Source organism: Nocardioides antri (assembly GCF_008373765.1).
GTDB lineage: Bacteria > Actinomycetota > Actinomycetes > Propionibacteriales > Nocardioidaceae > Nocardioides > Nocardioides antri.
This window is the reverse complement of sequence record NZ_VUJW01000011.1, coordinates 64,588-82,949: the sequence shown is the minus strand read 5'-3', so window position 1 is coordinate 82,949 and position 18,362 is coordinate 64,588. Positions and strand designations below refer to the sequence as shown.

Annotated in this window: 20 protein-coding genes and 1 pseudogene; 12 read left to right on the top strand and 9 right to left on the bottom strand. The window is 71.7% G+C overall.

The window, feature by feature from the left end; translation table 11 throughout:
- Window positions 1–2: 2 nt before the first annotated feature.
- The 3 genes from F0U47_RS17725 to F0U47_RS17715 form a co-directional block, all read right to left on the bottom strand.
- A complete protein-coding gene (locus tag F0U47_RS17725; protein ID WP_149751814.1) occupies window positions 3–932 on the bottom strand; it encodes an alpha/beta fold hydrolase in 930 nt (309 codons plus the stop codon).
- Between the two features lie 85 nt (window positions 933–1,017).
- A complete protein-coding gene (locus tag F0U47_RS17720) occupies window positions 1,018–1,206 on the bottom strand; it encodes a hypothetical protein (RefSeq protein ID WP_149751813.1) in 189 nt (62 codons plus the stop codon).
- A 150-nt stretch (window positions 1,207–1,356) separates the two neighbouring features.
- A complete protein-coding gene (locus F0U47_RS17715) occupies window positions 1,357–2,226 on the bottom strand; it encodes an EamA family transporter (protein ID WP_246159684.1) in 870 nt (289 codons plus the stop codon).
- Window positions 2,227–2,445: 219 nt separating this feature from the next.
- Here F0U47_RS17715 and F0U47_RS17710 point away from each other — a divergent pair, with 219 nt between their 5' ends.
- The 3 genes from F0U47_RS17710 to ilvD all read left to right on the top strand — a co-directional run bounded on the left by F0U47_RS17710 (window position 2,446) and on the right by ilvD (window position 6,518).
- On the top strand, window positions 2,446–3,474 hold the full coding sequence (locus F0U47_RS17710; protein ID WP_188111408.1) for a trypsin-like serine peptidase: 1,029 nt from the start codon (window positions 2,446–2,448) through the stop codon (window positions 3,472–3,474).
- Between the two features lie 173 nt (window positions 3,475–3,647).
- Window positions 3,648–4,736 (top strand): WD40/YVTN/BNR-like repeat-containing protein, encoded by a 1,089-nt coding sequence (locus F0U47_RS17705; RefSeq protein ID WP_149751811.1) that lies wholly within the window; start codon window positions 3,648–3,650, stop codon window positions 4,734–4,736.
- A 66-nt stretch (window positions 4,737–4,802) separates the two neighbouring features.
- Window positions 4,803–6,518 (top strand): dihydroxy-acid dehydratase, encoded by a 1,716-nt coding sequence (gene ilvD, locus F0U47_RS17700; protein ID WP_149751810.1) that lies wholly within the window; start codon window positions 4,803–4,805, stop codon window positions 6,516–6,518.
- Here the strand turns inward: ilvD and F0U47_RS17695 are convergent.
- The 3 genes and pseudogenes from F0U47_RS17695 to F0U47_RS17685 form a co-directional block, all read right to left on the bottom strand.
- Window positions 6,508–7,128, bottom strand: coding sequence for a hypothetical protein (locus F0U47_RS17695; RefSeq protein ID WP_149751809.1), 621 nt, complete (start codon window positions 7,126–7,128; stop codon window positions 6,508–6,510). The genes ilvD and F0U47_RS17695 overlap by 11 nt on opposite strands.
- A gap of 37 nt (window positions 7,129–7,165) precedes the next feature.
- On the bottom strand, window positions 7,166–7,855 hold the full coding sequence (locus tag F0U47_RS17690; protein WP_149751808.1) for a hypothetical protein: 690 nt from the start codon (window positions 7,853–7,855) through the stop codon (window positions 7,166–7,168).
- Window positions 7,842–8,330, bottom strand: a pseudogene (locus tag F0U47_RS17685) (RNA polymerase sigma factor); the annotation flags it as partial. The gene F0U47_RS17690 and the pseudogene F0U47_RS17685, both read right to left, overlap by 14 nt.
- A 144-nt stretch (window positions 8,331–8,474) precedes the next feature.
- Here F0U47_RS17685 and F0U47_RS17680 point away from each other — a divergent pair.
- The 9 genes from F0U47_RS17680 (at window position 8,475) to F0U47_RS17640 (ending at window position 16,328) form a co-directional block, all read left to right on the top strand.
- Complete coding sequence (locus tag F0U47_RS17680) at window positions 8,475–9,443, top strand: pyridoxamine 5'-phosphate oxidase family protein (protein WP_149751806.1); 969 nt, start codon at window positions 8,475–8,477, stop codon at window positions 9,441–9,443.
- A complete protein-coding gene (locus F0U47_RS17675) occupies window positions 9,440–10,153 on the top strand; it encodes a GNAT family N-acetyltransferase (protein ID WP_246159683.1) in 714 nt (237 codons plus the stop codon). The genes F0U47_RS17680 and F0U47_RS17675 overlap by 4 nt, the downstream gene beginning before the upstream one ends.
- A 117-nt stretch (window positions 10,154–10,270) precedes the next feature.
- Window positions 10,271–11,134, top strand: a complete 864-nt coding sequence (locus F0U47_RS17670) for a CHAD domain-containing protein (protein WP_149751805.1) — start codon at window positions 10,271–10,273, stop codon at window positions 11,132–11,134.
- Window positions 11,135–11,146: 12 nt separating this feature from the next.
- Window positions 11,147–11,563: a VOC family protein gene (locus tag F0U47_RS17665; protein ID WP_149751804.1), complete on the top strand. Its 417-nt coding sequence runs from the start codon at window positions 11,147–11,149 to the stop codon at window positions 11,561–11,563.
- Between the two features lie 252 nt (window positions 11,564–11,815).
- Window positions 11,816–13,576 carry an acetolactate synthase large subunit gene (locus F0U47_RS17660; protein WP_149751803.1) on the top strand — a complete coding sequence of 587 codons (1,761 nt, stop codon included), beginning with the start codon at window positions 11,816–11,818 and terminating at the stop codon, window positions 13,574–13,576.
- Between the two features lie 3 nt (window positions 13,577–13,579).
- Entirely contained in the window at window positions 13,580–14,119 is a 540-nt protein-coding gene (gene ilvN / locus F0U47_RS17655) for an acetolactate synthase small subunit (RefSeq protein WP_149751802.1), read from the top strand.
- 39 nt (window positions 14,120–14,158) lie between these two features.
- Window positions 14,159–15,184: a ketol-acid reductoisomerase gene (gene ilvC / locus F0U47_RS17650; RefSeq protein WP_149751801.1), complete on the top strand. Its 1,026-nt coding sequence runs from the start codon at window positions 14,159–14,161 to the stop codon at window positions 15,182–15,184.
- 111 nt (window positions 15,185–15,295) lie between these two features.
- Window positions 15,296–15,778 carry a nuclear transport factor 2 family protein gene (locus F0U47_RS17645; RefSeq protein ID WP_149751800.1) on the top strand — a complete coding sequence of 161 codons (483 nt, stop codon included), beginning with the start codon at window positions 15,296–15,298 and terminating at the stop codon, window positions 15,776–15,778.
- A 40-nt stretch (window positions 15,779–15,818) separates the two neighbouring features.
- On the top strand, window positions 15,819–16,328 hold the full coding sequence (locus F0U47_RS17640) for a GNAT family N-acetyltransferase (RefSeq protein ID WP_149751799.1): 510 nt from the start codon (window positions 15,819–15,821) through the stop codon (window positions 16,326–16,328).
- Between the two features lie 33 nt (window positions 16,329–16,361).
- Here F0U47_RS17640 and F0U47_RS21345 read toward each other — a convergent pair whose 3' ends face one another.
- From F0U47_RS21345 to F0U47_RS17630, 3 genes are all read right to left on the bottom strand, one after another.
- Entirely contained in the window at window positions 16,362–16,526 is a 165-nt protein-coding gene (locus F0U47_RS21345; protein ID WP_188111407.1) for a hypothetical protein, read from the bottom strand.
- Window positions 16,527–16,618: 92 nt separating this feature from the next.
- Window positions 16,619–17,431: an ABC transporter permease gene (locus tag F0U47_RS17635; RefSeq protein ID WP_149751798.1), complete on the bottom strand. Its 813-nt coding sequence runs from the start codon at window positions 17,429–17,431 to the stop codon at window positions 16,619–16,621.
- On the bottom strand, window positions 17,428–18,333 hold the full coding sequence (locus F0U47_RS17630) for an ABC transporter ATP-binding protein (RefSeq protein WP_149751797.1): 906 nt from the start codon (window positions 18,331–18,333) through the stop codon (window positions 17,428–17,430). Before F0U47_RS17630 ends, F0U47_RS17635 begins: the two co-directional genes overlap by 4 nt.
- Between the last annotated feature and the right edge of the window lie 29 nt (window positions 18,334–18,362).

Genomic DNA, 18,362 nt, shown 5'->3' with positions numbered 1-18,362 from the left:
CCCTACTCAGACTGACGTGACGCGACCTTGTCCAGGAAGTCGAGAAGCAGCGCGTGCACCTGGTCGGGCTGCTCGAGCTGGATGAAGTGGGAGCCGCGCAGCTCGACGTAGTCGGCGTCGGACAGCCGGTCGGCCGCGGTGGCCATGTCGCGGGCACCGGCCAGCACGTCGTACGTCGCGGCGACGAAGCGGGCGGGGACCTCGATGTCGCTCAGCGAGACGCGGGCGTGCTTGGAGGTGCCGAGGGCCAGGTGGGCGTACCACTGCACCGGGGTCTTGATGAACTCGCGGATCCCGACGGCGGTCATCTCCGGGTCGGCGACCGGGAGCATGAAGCCGCTGTGGGAGATCAGCGCCACCGCGCGGGGACCGATGGGCAGCCGGGTCGTGACCGGGCTGACGGCCCAGCCGGTCAGCTTCGCCGCTCGGCACGCGGTGATCGTGATCAGCCGGCCGAGCGGGTGGGGGAGCCGGAACGGCGCGAGCATGGTGCGGAACGTGTCACCGGGCACGCCGCAGACGGCGAACAGGCCGGCGACCCTCTCGGGGTTGCGGACCGCGAGCTCGAACATGGTGTTCACACCCATCGACCAGCCCATGAGGACCGCCCGGTCGATGCCGAAGTGGTCCATGACGGAGAGCCCGTCCTCCACGAAGCGCTCGATCTCCACGTGCCTCTTGTCGGCCGGGCGGTCCGAGCCGCCGACCCCGCGGTGGTTCCACGACACGACGCGGACGCCGCAGGCCGGGTCGAGCAGCGCCGGCCAGAGGTAGGCGTTGGTGCCGAGCCCGTTGCACAGCACGACGGTCGGCCCGTCGATCAGGCCGTCGGGGTCGTTGGTCCACGCCCGGACGTGGGTCCCGTCGTCGGACAGGATGTCGTGGAACGACACGAGTCCCGTCCGGGTGGCGTCGGGCGTGGAAGTGGACATGCCCGGATTCTGCCCGAGGCGGGCCCGCTCCGGGGTGTGCCGTGCCGCACACGGGCACGGCCGGGGCCGGGCCGAGTGGTGCCGGTCAGCCGTGGGCGGTGCGCTCGGCGGCGCGTCCGGCGAGGTACGACGCCACTTCCTCACGTTCCTCCCGGCGGCGGGAGCAGGCGCTGAGGGCGATCATGGCGTTGCGGCGGGAGAGCTGCTGCGACGAGACCGGCCAGTCCGAGATGGCCTGGCGGAGGCGGACGAGATGGCGCAGGGAGGGGAACACGGCGTCACTCCGAGGGGGGAAGCATGGGGGATGGGCCAACGGTAGTGCCGACGTCGTCTCGGGCACATCAGGGGGACGTGACAGTTCGGTGAAATGATCCGGCGTGCGAGGGCCTGCCTTGGTGGGGCCCGGGTGGGCCGGTCGCGCCTCTCAACCGGCGGTGGGCGCCGGCTCGGGAGGTGTCGTCGTCCGGGTGGCGCCGACGCTGGCGACGACGACGCAGGCGATCGCCGCCCACTGCACGAGGCTGAGCTGCTCACCGACGACGAGCAGCCCGGCCAGGGCCGCGGCCGCGGGCTCCAGACTCATCAGCACGCCGAGCAGCGCGGGGCGCAGCCGGCGCAGCGCCACCAGCTCGCAGCTGTAGGGGATCACCGAGCTGAGCAGGCCGACCACGGCGCCGAGGGCGATGATGCGCGGGTCCGCCAGCGGGCCCCGGTCGGTGCCGGCCAGGGTCGGCGAGAGCAGCAGCACCGCGACCAGGCTGGCGACGGCGAGACCGTCGAGGCCTTCCCACCGCCGTCCGGTGTGCGCGCTGAGCAGGATGTACCCGGCCCACGACGCGCCGGCCAGGCACGCGAACGCCACGCCGACGGGATCGAGGTCGGCCCGCTCGGCGCCGAGGAGTCCGACGCCGAGCGCTGCGAGCGCGACCCAGGCCAGGTCGCGGGCCCGACGAGACCCGAACGTCGCCAGCGCGAGCGGCCCGATGAACTCGATGGTGACCGCGATCCCGATCGGGATCCGGCTGAAGGACTGGTAGATCGCCCAGTTCATCAGGCCGAGGGACACCCCGAACCCGAGGACGGTCAACCAGTCGGTGCGGTCGCGGCCGTGGAACCGGGGCCGGGCGACCACCAGCAGGACGAGCGCACTGGACGCGAGCCGCAGCCAGACCAGGCCGGTGGGGGAGATCTCGTCGAAGAGGTTCTTCGCGACGCCGGCCCCGAGCTGGACCGTGGCGATGCCGACGAGCACCAGCCCGATAGCCGGACCCCGCTCGAGCCGTGGGTGCGTCACCCGGCCAACCCTAGGAGCGCCGACGGGCCAAAAACCGGTCCGAACGGCCGTTTTGCATCCGATTGGCGGATTCCCGCAGGCCTGAACCCGTCTAGCGTCACTGGCACGGCGGCGGCATCCATCACGGGCTGGGTGACACCAGGGACACCGCGCTCGCTCCCACCCAGCACAGCCCGAAAGGGGCCGGAAATGAATGCAAGAAGGCGGCTACTCAGTCGCATGGTCGTGCTCGGCGTCCTGGCCGCACCCGTGGCGGCGGCACCGTTCGCGACCTCGGCCACGGCGTCGCCGGCGCCGGCCAGCAAGGGCGCCGCAGCCGTTGCCGACGAGCAGTTCATCAGCAGCAACGGCAGCGTCGTGAGCGCGGCCGAGTTCGCCCGCGAGGCCGGCTCCAGCTCTTCGGCGCCTTCCTACCGCGGGACGAACACCCCGATCTCGACGGTCCAGCGGAGGACCCCGTCCACCACGGGTGCCGGCGGCGGCTCCGCTGCCGAGACGCCGATCGCTCCGGACCGGCGGGTCCAGATCACCGCGACCACGTCGTACCCGAACCGCGCTGTCGTGTGGATCACCTTCAAGACGACCGCGACGAGCGGCACGTCCTCGTGCACCGGCTTCATGATCGCGCCGAACGTGGTCGCCACTGCCGGCCACTGCGTCAACTTCGGAGCCAACGGCGGCTCCGGGTTCTTCAACAAGCCGAGCTTCCAGATCTTCCCCGGCCGCAGCGGGTCGAGCAGCCCGTACCTGTGCCCGGGCAACACCGTCGCCAAGGCCAGCCAGCTGTGGACCAACAGCACCTGGAACAGCAGCGGCGCGGAGACCCACGACTACGGCGCCATCACGCTGAGCTGCAACATCGGCGACACGACCGGCTACTTCGGCTGGACGACCTCCAGCCAGGCGGTCGGGAACGCCGTCGACACCCAGGGCTACCCGGGTGACAAGCCGAGCGGCACCCAGTGGGACGCGGACAACTGCTCGACGAGCACGACGTCGACCAGCTTCGTCCAGTGCACGATCCAGGCCACCTCGTCCACCCAGATGTTCTACCGGAACGACACCGCTGGTGGTCAGAGCGGATCGCCGCTCTTCACGGTGACCTCGAGCAGCTGCACGTGCGCCATCGGCATCCACGCCTACGGTCTGCACGGATCCTCGCCGCACTCGACGAACAACCACGGCACACGGGTGAACACCACCGTGGCCAACTTCTTCAGCCTGATGCGCAACGGCGGACTGGTCTGACGGACTGGTCTGACAGAGAGCACCAGCAGGTGGCGGGCGGTCGGAGGACCGCCCGCCACCGGCATTTTTCGAAGGAGGTTGTCGGTGACCGATGACATCGTGGACGCCAACCGGTCAGTGTTTGCGTAGCCGCCGGGTCTCGACCGGCTCGACCAGCGAGAACGGAGATACGTATGGGCACCATCCTGATGGTCGGCACCCGCAAGGGGCTCTGGGTCGGCCGGTCCGACGACCGACGCGAGGAGTGGTCCTGGAGCGGTCCCCACCACGACATGGAGGAGGTCTACTCCTGCCTGGTCGACACGCGCGGGTCGAGACCGCGGCTGTTCGCCGGGACGTCGTCGAGCTGGCTCGGCCCCCAGGTGCGGTGGTCGGACGACCTCGGGGAGAGCTGGCAGGAGACCCCGGGTGGCGCGATCCGGTTCCCCGAGGGCAGCGGCGCGACGGTCGAGCGGGTGTGGCAGATCGTGCCGGGGGTCGGTGACGGCGTCCTGCACGCGGGCACCGAGCCGGGCGCGGTGTGGACGTCGGTCGACGGCGGCGCCACGTTCGCGCTCGAGGAGGCGCTGTGGAAGCACCCGCAGAAGGAGGAGTGGGGAGCCGGCTTCGGCGGCCAGGCGTTCCACACGATCCTCCCGCACCCGACCGACCCGGACTCGATCACCGCGGCCATCTCGACCGGCGGGGTCTACCAGACCCGGGACGGCGGCGGCTCCTGGGAGCCGCGCAACCAGGGGATCCGGGCGGACTTCCTCCCCGAGGACCAGCGCTACCCGGAGTTCGGCCAGTGCGTGCACAAGGTGACCCGTCACCCGAGCCGCCCGGAGCGGCTGTACCTGCAGAACCACGGTGGCGTCTACCGGTCCGACGACGAGGGCGGGTCGTGGACCTCCATCGGTGACGACCTCCCGAGCGACTTCGGGTTCCCGGTCGTCGTCCACCCGCACCGTCCCGACACGATCTACGTCTTCCCGCTCGGCGGCGGCGACGGCCGCTACCCGCCTGACGCGGAGGCCCGGGTCTGGCGGTCTGACGACGCGGGCGGGTCGTGGACGCCGTACGACGACGGCCTTCCGAACCCGTTCTACGTCGGCGTCATGCGCGACGGCATGTGCGCGGACACCCACGACCCGGCCGGGCTCTACCTCGGCGCCCGCAACGGCTCGGTCTGGGCCTCGGCGGACGACGGGGCCACGTGGCGGCAGATCGTGAGCAACCTGCCCGACGTCCTGTGCGTCAAGGCGGGCGTCACGCAGGACTGAGCAGGGGCCGGCACAAGGACCGGACACGGGGCGGTCGCGACCTGCCGCCCCGACTACCCTCGACGCATGGCTCGACCGACTGACCAAGACGCCGCCTCCACGGGCAACCAGCCCGACATCAAGCCCCGCTCGCGCGACGTCACCGACGGCTTGGAGCGGGCGGCCGCCCGCGGCATGCTGCGCGCGGTCGGCATGGGCGACGACGACTTCGCCAAGCCCCAGATCGGCGTCGCGTCGAGCTGGAACGAGATCACCCCCTGCAACCTGTCGCTCGACCGGCTCGCGAAGGCCGTCAAGAACGGCGTGCACGCCGGCGGCGGCTACCCGCTGGAGTTCGGCACGATCTCGGTCTCCGACGGCATCTCGATGGGCCACGAGGGAATGCACTTCTCGCTGGTGTCGCGCGAGGTCATCGCCGACTCCGTCGAGGTGGTCATGCAGGCCGAGCGGCTCGACGGGTCGGTCCTGCTGGCCGGCTGCGACAAGTCGCTGCCCGGCATGCTGATGGCGGCCGCGCGGCTCGACCTGGCCAGCGTCTTCCTGTACGCCGGCTCGATCATGCCGGGCAACGTCGACGGCCGCGACGTGACGATCATCGACGCCTTCGAGGCGGTCGGTGCGTGCCTGGCCGGCAAGATCACCCGCGAGGAGGTCGACCGGATCGAGCGGGCCATCTGCCCGGGCGAGGGCGCCTGCGGCGGCATGTACACCGCCAACACGATGGCTTCGATCGGGGAGGCGCTCGGCATGTCGCTGCCCGGGTCGGCGGCTCCGCCGGCGGTGGACCGCCGCCGCGACGGCTTCGCGCACAAGTCCGGCGAGGCGGTCGTCGAGATGCTCCGCCGCGGCATCACCGCCCGCCAGATCATGACCAAGGAGGCGTTCGAGAACGCCATCGCCGTCACCATGGCGCTCGGCGGCTCGACCAACGCCGTCCTCCACCTGCTGGCCATCGCCCGCGAGGCCGAGGTCGACCTCGACCTCGACGACTTCAACCGGATCGGCGACAAGGTCCCGCACCTCGGTGACCTGAAGCCGTTCGGCCGCTACGTGATGAACGACGTCGACCGGATCGGCGGCATCCCGGTCGTCATGAAGGCGCTGCTCGACGCGGGCCTGCTGCACGGCGACTGCCTCACCGTGACCGGGAAGACCCTGGCGGAGAACCTCGCCGACATCGCCCCGCCGACCGTCGACGGCGACATCATCCGCGAGCTCGACAAGCCGATCCACAAGACCGGCGGCATCACGATCCTCAAGGGCACCCTCGCCCCGGAGGGCGCGGTCGTGAAGAGCGCCGGCTTCGACGAGTCGGTCTTCGACGGCGTGGCCCGGGTGTTCGACGGCGAGCGCGCCGCGATGGACGCGCTCGAGGACGGCAGGATCCAGCCCCGCGACGTGGTCGTGATCCGCTACGAGGGTCCCAAGGGCGGGCCGGGCATGCGCGAGATGCTCGCGATCACCGGTGCGATCAAGGGTGCCGGTCTCGGCAAGGACGTCCTGCTCGTCACCGACGGCCGGTTCTCGGGCGGCACGACGGGCCTCTGCGTCGGCCACATCGCCCCGGAGGCCGTGGACGCAGGACCGATCGCGTTCGTCCGCGACGGCGACCCGATCACCCTCGACGTCGCGAACCGCACCCTCGAGCTCCACGTGGAGCCGGAGGAGCTGGAGCGGCGCAAGGAGGGCTGGGAGCCGCTGCCGCCGAAGTACACCCGCGGCGTGCTCGGCAAGTACGCCAGGACGGTGCAGTCGGCGGCCCTGGGCGCCATCACCGGCTGAGCCGCCTCCGGGCGATCAGCAGGCCGGCCGTCACCACGAGGAGAAGCAGGAGGGCCGCCGGCCAGGCGGCGTCGTACGACGTCCGGCCGGCCTCCTCGCCCGCCGCCGCTTCCGTCAACGGCCCGTCGGGCCCGGCCGGCCCGACCGGAGCAGCCTCGGGCCGGACGGTCGCGACGACGGCATGTGGCTCGGCCGCTGCGCCCATCGCGACGAGGTGCTCGGCCAGCGCCGGTGTGCGCGCCCAGCCTCCCTTCCCCTGCCCGGGCAGGAATCGCACCCACGCCCCGCCCTCGGCGAACGGGTAGGCGTGCTGGACGGCCCAGTCCATGTCGAGGACGGTCCAGGTCAGGACGTAGCGGGGGCCGAGCTCCGCGGGTGTCAGACCCGGCGACCGGGCCAGCCGGCCCGAGCCGAACAGGGCGAAGATCCGCGACGCGTCGCCGAGCGTCCCCATGTCGACGCCGGCGACGGGCTTCTCGTAGGTCAGGTGGGCGTCGACGCCCGGACCGGTCACCGCGACGTCGGTCGGACCCTTCCCGACGGCGGGGGCCGCCGTCGCGGCGGCCACGAGGACGAGGACGAGGGACAGCGCTCGCAGAACGGTCTTCATGCCACGGATACCCCGCCCGCGCGGGTTCGGTTCCGCGTCAGCGGACGGACCGGCCGATCGCGACGGCCTCCGCGACGTCCAGCCGCCCACCCTCGAGCCGGAAGGTGACGCCGGAGCCGGCGTCCCAGACCAGGGTCCGGCCCGACAGCCGCTCCGTCGCGGTGACCTCGGCTCCCTCCCGGTCGACGTAGGTGACGTCGTGCGGCGCGCCGATCCACCACGCCTGCACACCGCGTACCCGGACCGGCTCGACCGCCGTGTCGCCGACGTCCTTGCTGAAGACCGGGCCGAGCCGGCCCTCGAACTGGGTGAGCTCGACCCCGGCGTCGTGCCAGGTCATCGTCACCAGGCGGTCGCCGTCGGAGACCACCACCTCGTCCGGAGGGCCGAGCCGGCGCGGCACCGCGACCGGGAAGTCGACGGCGGCCCGCGCGTCCGCCACCGAGCCCGGCCGCGGGTCCGGGATCGGGGCGCGTGGCTCCGGCGGTGCGTCGGGCGTCTCCTGCGAGATCTCGATCCCGGCCACCCCGAGGAGGTCCACGGCGACCGCCCGCACCTGCGGCACCAGCAGCGAGCAGGCCGCCACCGCTGCTGCGGCCGCCGCGACGATCCGCCCGCGGTTCCGCGGCCGGGGCTCGTCGAGCCTGGCCAGCACGCGGTCGGGCAGGTCGGCCGGCACCGCCGGCGCCACGCGGTCGGCCAGGGCCGCCAGCTCATGCTCGATCATGGCTCGCCTCCAGGTCGGTCAGCTCTCCGCGCAGCCGGGCGAGGGCCCGCGACGCTCGCGACTTCGCCGTGCCCGGTGGGATGTCGAGCGCCGCCGCGGTCTCCGCCTCGCTGAGCCCGAGCAGCCACCGGCACACCACGACCTCCCGCTCGGCGGTGCGAAGGCGGCGTACGGCCGCCAGCAACGCGCGCTGCCGCTCCGCGGCGAGGACGTCGAGCGCCGGGTCCGGTCCCTCCCGCAGGTCCAGCGCGCGGACGGCGAGCGCGTCGCGGCGACCGCGCCCGCGCACCGTGTTGCGGGTCTGGTTCGCGACGATCCGGACCAGCCACGGCCGGAACGGCGCTCCGGGACGGAACCGGTCGAGCGCCTGCCAGGCCTTCACGAACGCCTCCTGCACCACATCGTCGACGTCCGGTCCGGCGCCGAACCAGGCCGCCGCCCGGGTCGCGGCAGCACCGTGCCGGGCGACCAGGTGCGCGAACGCGTCCCGGTCACCCGCCTGTGCGCGCCGTACCGCCTCGGTGTCGTCCGTCGCTGGCTCCGGTTGTGGTGGCTGGTGTCCTCATTACACCGCGGGACTCCCGATGGTTCCCGCCGCCGCGACAACTACGCTCGCCGCATGGCAAAGGTGTACAAGTCCGTCGCGGGGCGGGTGCGGGAGTTCATCGAGGCACAGCACGTCTTCTTCGTCGCGACGGCGCCGCTCGCCGCCGACGGGCACGTCAACCTGTCTCCGCGCGGCGTCGCCGGGACCTTCGCCGTGCTCGACGAGCACACCTTCGCCTGGCTCGACGGGACCGGCAGCGGGAGCGAGACCATCGCCCACCTGCGGGAGAACGGCCGGATCACGGTGATGTTCTGCGCGTTCGACGGCCCGCCCAACATCGTGCGCCTGCACGGCACCGGGCGGGTGGTCACGCTCTACGACGAGGAGTACGACGGGCTCGCCGCTCACTTCACCGAGCTGCCCGGCGCCCGCGCGATCGTCGTGGTCGACGTCGAGCGGGTCTCGGACTCATGCGGCTACGGCGTGCCGCTGATGACCTATGCGGGTGAGCGTGACCTGATGCAGCGGTACTTCCGGCGCAAGGGCGCCGAGGGCTCGGCCGACTACCGGCGCCGCAAGAACCGCACCAGCCTCGACGGACTGCGCGCCTTCGACGACGACCCGCTCGACGAGTGGTCCACGCTGGCCGGCCTGGCCGCGATCCGCGAGCGCCTGGCCGCCCAGATCGACGGGTGGGAGTACCCCGTGTCCTACGGGCTCGCGGTGGACGGCGAGTTCGTCCACGTCAACGAGCCGGGCGGCACGCACAAGCTGCCCGCCGTCGTGCTCGCCACGGTGCTCAAGCACGACGGCGGCACGGCCACCCTGGAGGTCAGCCGCCAGCAGCTCGACGAGGCGATCACGGCCCTCGCGCCCGCGGCGGCGTGCACGGAGGTCGACCACCCGAACCTCGCCGCCTGGCGGGCGATCGCCGCCCGCCTCGACGCGAACGGCGGGGGCAGTGTCGCCGCCGTGTTCGTCCGCTCCACCGACGACCCGGTCGGGTCGGAGCTCGACGCCGTCCTCCGCTCCCGGTGGTGAGGGGTGTGCCCGAGCAGAACGCCTTCGGTCAGTACGTCGGCGACGTCGTGCCCGGCTGGGAGCCGCGGCCCGCGCCCGAGCCGGTCACGCTGCAGGGCAGCTACGTCCGGGTCATCCCGCTGAGCTCGGTCCACTACGCCGACCTCTACGACGCCGTCTGCGGGCTCGAGGACGGCGGGCTGTGGACCTACCGGCCGATCGCCAGGCCGACGTCACTGGCGGACCTCTGGATGCACCTCGCCGAGCTGGTCGACTCCCCGGTGGACCTGACGTTCACGCTGGTCCCGACCGAGGGCGAGCGCGCGGACCGGGCGACCGGGATCGCGTCGTACATGAGGATCGATCCACGGACCGGCCAGGTCGAGGTCGCGGGCGTCCTCTTCGGGCGCGCCCTCCAACGGACCCGCGCGGCGACCGAGGCGATCCACCTGCTGATGCGGCACGCGTTCGACGACCTCGGCTACCGCCGGTTCGAGTGGAAGTGCGACAGCCTCAACGAGCCGTCGCGACGGGCCGCCCGGCGACTGGGGTTCGTCTACGAGGGCAGGTTCCGCAACCACATGGTCACCCAGGGCCGCAACCGCGACACCGACTGGTTCTCGGTGACGGCCGAGGAGTGGCCGCAGGTCTCGGCTGCGCATCGGGCGTGGCTCGACCCCGCCAACTTCGACGGGGACGGCCGGCAGCTGACGCGGCTGTCGGCGCTGTAGCGGCGTCAGAGCGGCGCGCCCACCCGGAGAGATCCAACGGATGCAGGGTGGGGGAACCCTCTTCGAGTTTTCTTCCCGTCGGTCGTCGGGACATCCGCGCGTGGCAGGGTGGGGACCATGGGCGGGGCCGAGGTGACCGCGGGGGAGATGCTGACGGGCATCGTCGGTGATCTGGTCGCGCACATCGAGGAGCGGACGCCGGCAGCGGTCGCCGACGAGCCCGACGCCGTCCACCAGCTGCGGACCTCGGTCCGCCGGCTGCGCAACGTCCTTGCCGCGTTCGCGGACCACTTCGAGCCCGGCGCCGTCGGCGGGCTGCGCGCCCGGCTGGCGGAGTACGGCGACCGGCTCGGCCGGGCTCGAGACCTCGAGGTCCGTACGGAGTGGTGCGAGGAGGTCGCGACCGAGGTCGGCCTCGACAGCGTGCTGCGGGGCCGCCTGGTCGCGCCGCTCCTGGCGGCCCACGCCGATGCCCACGGCGCGCTCGTGAGCTGGGCTGCGTCGCCGGAGGCGCGTCAGCTGACCGCGGCCCTCTCCGCGTGGGCCGGGTCGCCGGCGCTCGTCGACGGCGGCGACCGGCCGGCCGAGGCAGTCGCGCGCGAGGCGGTCACGGCCCAGGTCGACCGGGTCCTCCGCCAGGTCCCCGACTACCAGGACGACGCCGAGGCGGCGCACTCGCTGCGGAAGGCCGCGCGCCGGCTCCGGCACACCGCCGACGCGGTCACGCGACCGCCGGCCGAGGTGCTCGGGAAGGACGCGGCGGCGCTCGGGGCGCTGGGCTCGCGCATCCAGTCGCTGCTCGGGGACCACCGCGACGCGCTGCTGCTGGCCGACTACGTCTGTGACTCGCTCCCGGACGAGGCCGCCCCGCGGGCGTCGTACCTCACCGTCGTCGAGGCCGCCCGGCGCGCCGCCGATGCCGCGAAGGCGGCGGTGCCCGACGTGCTCGAGGAGCTCGAGGCGGCTGTCCGCGGGTCGTGACAGGCTGGCCGCATGGAGCAACGGATCAGCTTCGTGACCCTGGCCGTGACCGACCTCGACGCCACCCGGCGGTTCTACGTCGACGGGCTCGGCTGGCACCCCGAGCTCGACGTGCCGGGGGAGGTGCTGATGTTCCGCACCGGCGAGCACCTCGTCCTCTCGCTCTGGGACCGCGCCCACTTCGCGGCGGAGGTCGGCGCGGAGCCGATGTCCGGGGGCCTGCCGCCGATCACCCTCGCCCACAACCTGGCGACGAAGGAGGCGGTCGACACGGTGCTCACCACCGCCCGCCGCGCCGGCGCCGACCCGGTGGCCGACGCGGTCGAGCGCGACTGGGGCGGCTACACCGGCTACTTCGCCGACCCCGACGGCTACCGCTGGGAGGTCGCCTTCAACCCGGGTCCGATCGGCGAGCTCGTGCTCCCGTGAGAACTCCCGAATCTGAGACGGCCGTCTTGTCATTTGGGACGCGTGGGAGGCTGGGCGCACGGCACGACGTGCGACGGCGTAGTCTGTGCGCATGCGCCAGAGCCTCATTCTCGTACGCACCGGACGCGCCGGCTGACCCAGCCACGCGCGTCCGCCCCTCGTTGCCTCGCAACCGAGGGGTTTTTTGTTGAGTACGACGACCAGCCAGTGCCGGGTGCGCGGGCACCACGAGATGTAAGGAACGAAAGCCGGATGAGCGAGCAGCAGTTGCAGGGCGGGGGAGTCACCGGGGCCGAGTCCCTGGTGAAGTCCCTCGAGGCCGCAGGCGTGACCGACATCTTCGGCATCCCCGGGGGCGCGATCCTCCCGGCGTACGACCCGCTGATGGACAGCCCGATCCGCCACATCCTGGTCCGCCACGAGCAGGGCGCCGGCCACGCTGCGCAAGGGTACGCCGCCGCGTCCGGGCGGGTGGGCGTGTGCATGGCCACCTCCGGCCCGGGGGCGACCAACCTGGTGACGCCGATCGCCGACGCCCACATGGACTCCGTCCCGATGGTCGCCATCACCGGCCAGGTCGGGGCCGCGATGATCGGCACCGACGCCTTCCAGGAGGCGGACATCCGCGGCATCACGATGCCGATCACCAAGCACAACTTCCTCGTCACCGACCCCGCCGAGATCCCGCGCACCATCGCCGAGGCGTTCCACATCGCGTCCACCGGGCGTCCCGGCCCGGTGCTCGTCGACGTCGCCAAGTCGGCGCTGCAGGCCGACACGACCTTCGACTGGCCGACCGAGATCGTGCTCCCCGGCTACCGCCCCGTCACGCGCCCGCACGCGAAGCAGATCCGCGAGGCCGCCCGCCTGATCCTCGACTCCCGCCGGCCGGTGCTCTATGTCGGCGGCGGCACGATCCGCTCGCGCGCGTCGAAGGAGCTGCTCGCGCTCGCCGAGCTGACCGGCATGCCGGTCGTCACCACGCTGATGGCGCGGGGCGCCTTCCCCGACAGCCACCCGCAGCACCTCGGGATGCCGGGCATGCACGGCACCGTCGCCGCGGTCGCCGGTCTGCAGAAGAGCGACCTGATCATCAGCCTCGGCGCCCGCTTCGACGACCGGGTGACCGGCACCCTCGACTCGTTCGCCCCCGGGGCCAAGGTCATCCACGCCGACATCGACCCGGCCGAGATCGGCAAGAACCGCCACGCCGACGTCCCGATCGTGGGCGACGTCCGTGAGGTGCTGATCGACCTGATCACCACCCTGCGCACGGAGCAGGAGGCGGGCAACACCGGTGACTTCGAGGGCTGGGTCCAGTTCCTCGCCGGCGTGAAGGCGAAGTACCCGCTCGGCTACGACAAGCCGACCGACGGGGGCCTCGCCCCGCAGTACGTCATCGAGCGACTCGGACTGATCTCCGGTCCGGACACGATCTACACCGCCGGCGTCGGCCAGCACCAGATGTGGGCCGCGCACTTCGTCTCCTACGAGCGTCCGAACACCTGGATCAACTCCGGCGGCCTCGGCACGATGGGCTTCGCGGTCCCGGCGGCCATGGGCGCCAAGGTCGCCATGCCCGACAACACCGTGTGGGCGGTCGACGGCGACGGTTGCTTCCAGATGACCAACCAGGAGCTCGCGACCTGCGCGATCAACGACATCCCGATCAAGGTCGCGGTCATCAACAACGAGTCGCTCGGCATGGTGCGGCAGTGGCAGACGCTGTTCTACAACTCCCGCTACAGCAACACCGACCTGCACTCCAAGCGGATCCCCGACTTCGTGAAGCTGGCCGACGCCTACGGCTGCGTGGGCCTGGCCTGCGAGTCGCCCGACGACGTCGACGCCACCATCGCGAAGGCGATGGAGATCAACGACGTCCCGGTCGTGGTCGACTTCCGGGTCCACCGCGACGCGATGGTGTGGCCGATGGTCGCCGCCGGCACCAGCAACGACGACATCAAGTACGCGCGCGACCTCGCGCCCCAGTTCGACGAGGATGATCTGTAAGCCATGGCCAAGCACACCCTCTCCGTCCTGGTCGAGAACAAGCCGGGCGTCCTTGCCCGGATCGCCGCCCTGTTCAGCCGGCGTGGCTTCAACATCGAGTCGCTCGCGGTCGGCCCGACCGAGCACGACGAGATCTCGCGGATGACGATCGTCGTCAACGTCGAGGACAGCCCGCTGGAGCAGGTCACCAAGCAGCTCAACAAGCTGGTCGAGGTGATCAAGATCGTCGAGCTCGACCCGGCCGCGTCGGTCCAGCGCGAGCTGGTGCTGGTCAAGGTGGGCGCGACGCCCGAGATGCGCGGCCAGGTGCTCGACGCCGTCCAGCTCTTCCGCGCCAAGGTGGTCGACGTCGCCGCCGACGCGGTGACCATCCAGACCATCGGCAACGCCGGCAAGATCGCCGACTTCCTGCGGGTGCTCGAGCCCTTCGGCATCCGCGAGCTCGTGCAGTCCGGCGCCATCGCGATCGGCCGCGGGCCGCGCTCGATCTCCGAGCGGGGCAAGCCGGTCGCCGTACCCGTTCCTCCGGCTGCCAACAGCTGAGCTTCCACGTTTTCCCCAACCAAGAAGGAGTGGCCCCCAGTGGCTGAGATCTACTACGACGACGACGCCGACCTGTCCCTGATCCAGGGCAAGCACGTGGCCGTCATCGGTTACGGCAGCCAGGGCCACGCCCACGCGCTGAACCTCCGCGACTCGGGCGTCGACGTCCGCGTCGGCCTGCAGGAGGGCTCGAAGAGCCGCGCGAAGGCCGAGGAGGAGGGCCTGCGCGTCCTCACCCCGCGCGACGCCGCGGAGGAGGCAGACGTCATCGTCATCCTCGCGCCCGACCAGGTGCAGCGGCACCTCTACCGCGACGAGATCGCCCCGGCCCTGGCCGCCGGCGACACCCTGGTGTTCGGCCACGGCTTCAACATCCGGTTCGGCTACATCGAGGCCCCCGAGGGCGTCGACGTCATCCTGGTCGCTCCGAAGGCGCCGGGCCACACCGTGCGCCGCGAGTACGTCGCCGGCCGCGGCATCCCGGACATCATCGCGGTCGAGCAGGACGCCTCCGGCCAGGCCTGGGACCTCGCGAAGTCCTACGCGAAGGCCATCGGTGGCACCCGCGCCGGCGTCATCAAGACGACGTTCGCCGAGGAGACCGAGACCGACCTGTTCGGTGAGCAGGCCGTCCTCTGCGGTGGCGTCTCCCACCTGGTGCAGGCGGGCTTCGAGACCCTGATGGAGGCCGGCTACCAGCCGGAGATCGCCTACTTCGAGGTGCTCCACGAGCTCAAGCTGATCGTCGACCTCATGTGGGAGGGCGGCATCGCCAAGCAGCGGTGGTCGGTCTCCGACACCGCCGAGTACGGCGACTACGTCTCCGGTCCGCGGGTCATCGACGCGAACGTGAAGAAGTCGATGGAGGGCATCCTCGCCGACATCCGCGACGGGTCGTTCGCCGAGCGCTTCATCGGCGACCAGGACAACGGCGCCAAGGAGTTCCTGTCCCTGCGCGAGCAGGAGGCCGCCCACCCGATCGAGGCGACCGGCAAGGCGCTCCGCTCCCACTTCGCGTGGAAGCAGCAGGACTCCGACTACGTCGAGGGCTCCGCCGCTCGCTGAGTCCCGTCCCACTGCTTGAGTCCTACGGCTCGCACCCTCCGGGGTGCGGGCCGTACGGGGTTCCGCGGGCTCTCAACGAGAACCTGTTCTAGTTTCGGCTAGGCTCGGGCCGTGGACCTCGTCGCAGTCGAAGAGATCAAGCGCCTCAAGCACCGCTACTTCCGCTCTCTGGACCTCAAGGACTGGGCCACCTTCGGCGACTGCCTGACGGTGGACGTCCGGGCCCGCTACGGGACCCAGGCCATGGACAAGCCGGTCCACTACGACAGTCGTGACGCGGTCGTCGGCTTCATGACCGACAACCTCGGCCCCGGTGTGGTGACCGTCCACATCGCCAACCACCCCGAGATCGACGTCGACGGCGACTCCGCGACGGGCTCGTGGGCCTTCGAGGACACCGTGATCGTGCCGGAGATGAGAGTCCTGATCCGCGGCGCCGGCTACTACCGCGACGAGTACCGCCGCGACGCCGACGGCAGCTGGCGGATCGCCGCGACGTCGTACGAGCGGATCTACGAGGCGATGACCTCTCTCGACGACACGCCCAGCTTCACGCTCCTGGCGAACCGCTGGGACCCGACCCTCCAGCACTAAAAGGGGCGTGCGCCCGGCGTCCCGGACGTAGGGTGCCGCGGTGACCGAAGACAAGACCCCCTGGCTGCCCGAGGACTGGCAGCACCCCACCCGCGTCGAGCTCCCGACCGGACACCACCTCCGGCCCATCCACCCCGACGACACCGAGCTCGACATGCCGGCGGTGATGGGCTCTCGCGAGCGCCTCTGGTCGATCTACGGCGAGGCATGGGGATGGCCACCCGCGGACATGACCGCGGAGCAGGACCGGGAGGACCTCCAGCACCACTGGGACGAGATGGAGACGCACGAGTCGTTCAACTACGCGCTGTTCGACGCCGACGAGACGGAGCTGATCGGCTGCGTCTACATCGATCCCACCGACAAGGCCGGCGCTGACGCCGACATCTCCTGGTGGGTGCGCGACGAGTACGTCGGATCCGACGTCGAGGCGGCGCTCGACGCGCTGGTCCCGGCCTGGATCGAGCGGGACTGGCCGCTGTCGGCCCCGCGGTACGTCGGGCGCGACCTCACCTGGGCGGAGTGGCTGGCGATCCCGCGCGAGCGGTGAGCCCGGCGAGCAGAGGTTTCGGTGGGCCGTCGGTCAGCCGGCGAACGCGTTCCACAACGCGCTGACACCGACCGCCGCGCCGTACCAGAAGGCGAGGAGGGACAGCAGGATCGCGGCCCACGTCGCCTGCCTCTCGCCGGGAGTCGGCGGTGCCGCCGGCCTGCGGACCGGAAGGTCGCGTGCGTGTGCGGCGAGCATCGGTGCCTCGATTCGGTCGGGACGTCCAGGATCCCGCGCCGAGGACGGCGCGGGATCCTGCGTTGGGACACGATCGACCTGGTCAGAAAGGACTACTTCACCTCGGACCGCATGACCAGCCAGAGGCCGATCGCGAGCGGCAGCAGGATCCAGATCCCCGACGTGACGCCGAGCTGGACCCACTCCTCGTTGGTCAGCTTCGAGTCGAACAGCAGGAAGCGGGTCTGGTTCACGTCGAACCAGCCGGCGTTGTCACGCCACCACTCCTGGGAGGAGGCCAGCGCGCCGGACAGGCCGGGCAGCACCAGGTTGACCACGAAGTAGCCGACGATCGCGGCCGGGGAGTTGCGGAACAGCAGGCCGAGCGCGAAGCCGATCAGCATGCCGAGCTCGTTGGCCAGCACGATCTGCGCGAACGTCCACGCGGGGATGTCCCAGACCGCGTCGTTGCCGGTGATCGCGGAGCTGACGAGGTTGCCGAGCGCGCCGACGCCGAGGGCGATCAGCATCGAGACGGCACCGATCACCAGCGCGTTGACGAGCTTGGCGCCGATGACCCGGCTCCGGCTCGGCACCAGCGTGAACGAGGTGAGCGCGGTCCGCTGGCTCCACTCGCTGGTCACGGCGAGCACGCCGATGATCGGGAGCACGATGGACATCGGGCTGCCGACGGACGCGGCGAACGAGTCGAACGACAGCTCGTCGCGGTCACCGAGCAGGATCGTCAGCGTCGTGGCGATCACCGACGCGATGACGATGCTCGCCATCAGCCAGAAGCCGGATCGGGTGTCGAACATCTTGCGCAGCTCGACGCCCAGGATCCGGGTGAACGGGATCGGCTCCGGCACGGCCCGCTCTCGGGAACGGGGGGCGACGACAGGGGCGTCCAAGGTCGCGGTGCTCATGCCGCGGCTCCTTCCAGGTGGTCGCGCTGACTCTCGGCGGTCAGCTCGAGGAACATCTCCTCCAGGCCGGCGCCGTCCGCCGTCCGGAGCTCGGTGAGGGGGATGCCGGCGGCGAACGCCGTACGGCCGACGGTGGCGAGGTCGGCATCGGTGAAGACGGCGCCGTCGGCGACCGACGTCACGAGACCGGCGGCCTCGAGTGCCTGGGCGAGGACGGCCGGGTCTCCGGCGCGCGCGAGGGTGCCGGTCGACGCCAGCAGCTCCTGCTTGGTGCCACCGGCGACGATCCGGCCGTTGCCGATCACCACGATGTCGTCGGCGATGACCTCGATCTCGTGGAGCAGGTGGCTGGAGAGCAGCACGGTGCCGCCCTGGTCGGCGAACTCGCGCAGCAGGTCGCGCATCCACCGGATGCCGGCCGGGTCGAGGCCGTTCGCGGGCTCGTCGAGGATCAGCACCTCCGGGTCCCCGAGCAGCGCCGTGGCGATGCCGAGCCGCTGCCGCATGCCGAGGGAGTAGTTGCGCACGCGGCGGCCCGACTCCTCCTCGGTCAGGCTGACGCGGTCGAGCATCTGCTCGACCCGGGCCTTCGGCAGCCCCATCGTGCGGGCGGCGATGGTGAGGATCTCGCGGCCGGTGCGGCCGGCGTGCTGGGCGGAGGCGTCGAGCAGGACGCCGACCTCCCGGCCGGGGTTCGGCAGCGCCGCGAACGGCCGGCCGAGCAGGTGCACGTGGCCGGACGTGGGCTCGGTCAGGCCCACCATCACCCGCATCGTGGTGGACTTGCCGGCGCCGTTCGGCCCGAGGAAGCCGGTCACCCGACCGGGCTGTGCGGTGAACGACACGTGGTCGACGGCGGTGAAGGCGCCGTACCTCTTGGTCAGGGACTCGATGGTGATCATGGCCGTGAGCCTTCCGGTCACCACCCCTC

What these genes read in the sequence shown, in the direction of transcription:
- ilvD (WP_149751810.1), top strand. Translation starts at nt 4,803, where the DNA reads ATGGCTCGACCGACTGACCAAGACGCCGCCTCCACGGGCAACCAGCCC.
- F0U47_RS21345 (WP_188111407.1), bottom strand. Translation starts at nt 16,526, where the DNA reads ATGCTCGCCGCACACGCACGCGACCTTCCGGTCCGCAGGCCGGCGGCA.
- F0U47_RS17705 (WP_149751811.1), top strand. Translation starts at nt 3,648, where the DNA reads ATGGGCACCATCCTGATGGTCGGCACCCGCAAGGGGCTCTGGGTCGGC.
- F0U47_RS17695 (WP_149751809.1), bottom strand. Translation starts at nt 7,128, where the DNA reads ATGAAGACCGTTCTGCGAGCGCTGTCCCTCGTCCTCGTCCTCGTGGCC.
- F0U47_RS17725 (WP_149751814.1), bottom strand. Translation starts at nt 932, where the DNA reads ATGTCCACTTCCACGCCCGACGCCACCCGGACGGGACTCGTGTCGTTC.
- F0U47_RS17680 (WP_149751806.1), top strand. Translation starts at nt 8,475, where the DNA reads ATGGCAAAGGTGTACAAGTCCGTCGCGGGGCGGGTGCGGGAGTTCATC.
- F0U47_RS17670 (WP_149751805.1), top strand. Translation starts at nt 10,271, where the DNA reads ATGGGCGGGGCCGAGGTGACCGCGGGGGAGATGCTGACGGGCATCGTC.
- F0U47_RS17630 (WP_149751797.1), bottom strand. Translation starts at nt 18,333, where the DNA reads ATGATCACCATCGAGTCCCTGACCAAGAGGTACGGCGCCTTCACCGCC.
- F0U47_RS17710 (WP_188111408.1), top strand. Translation starts at nt 2,446, where the DNA reads ATGGTCGTGCTCGGCGTCCTGGCCGCACCCGTGGCGGCGGCACCGTTC.
- F0U47_RS17660 (WP_149751803.1), top strand. Translation starts at nt 11,816, where the DNA reads ATGAGCGAGCAGCAGTTGCAGGGCGGGGGAGTCACCGGGGCCGAGTCC.
- F0U47_RS17635 (WP_149751798.1), bottom strand. Translation starts at nt 17,431, where the DNA reads ATGAGCACCGCGACCTTGGACGCCCCTGTCGTCGCCCCCCGTTCCCGA.
- ilvN (WP_149751802.1), top strand. Translation starts at nt 13,580, where the DNA reads ATGGCCAAGCACACCCTCTCCGTCCTGGTCGAGAACAAGCCGGGCGTC.
- F0U47_RS17665 (WP_149751804.1), top strand. Translation starts at nt 11,147, where the DNA reads ATGGAGCAACGGATCAGCTTCGTGACCCTGGCCGTGACCGACCTCGAC.
- F0U47_RS17690 (WP_149751808.1), bottom strand. Translation starts at nt 7,855, where the DNA reads ATGATCGAGCATGAGCTGGCGGCCCTGGCCGACCGCGTGGCGCCGGCG.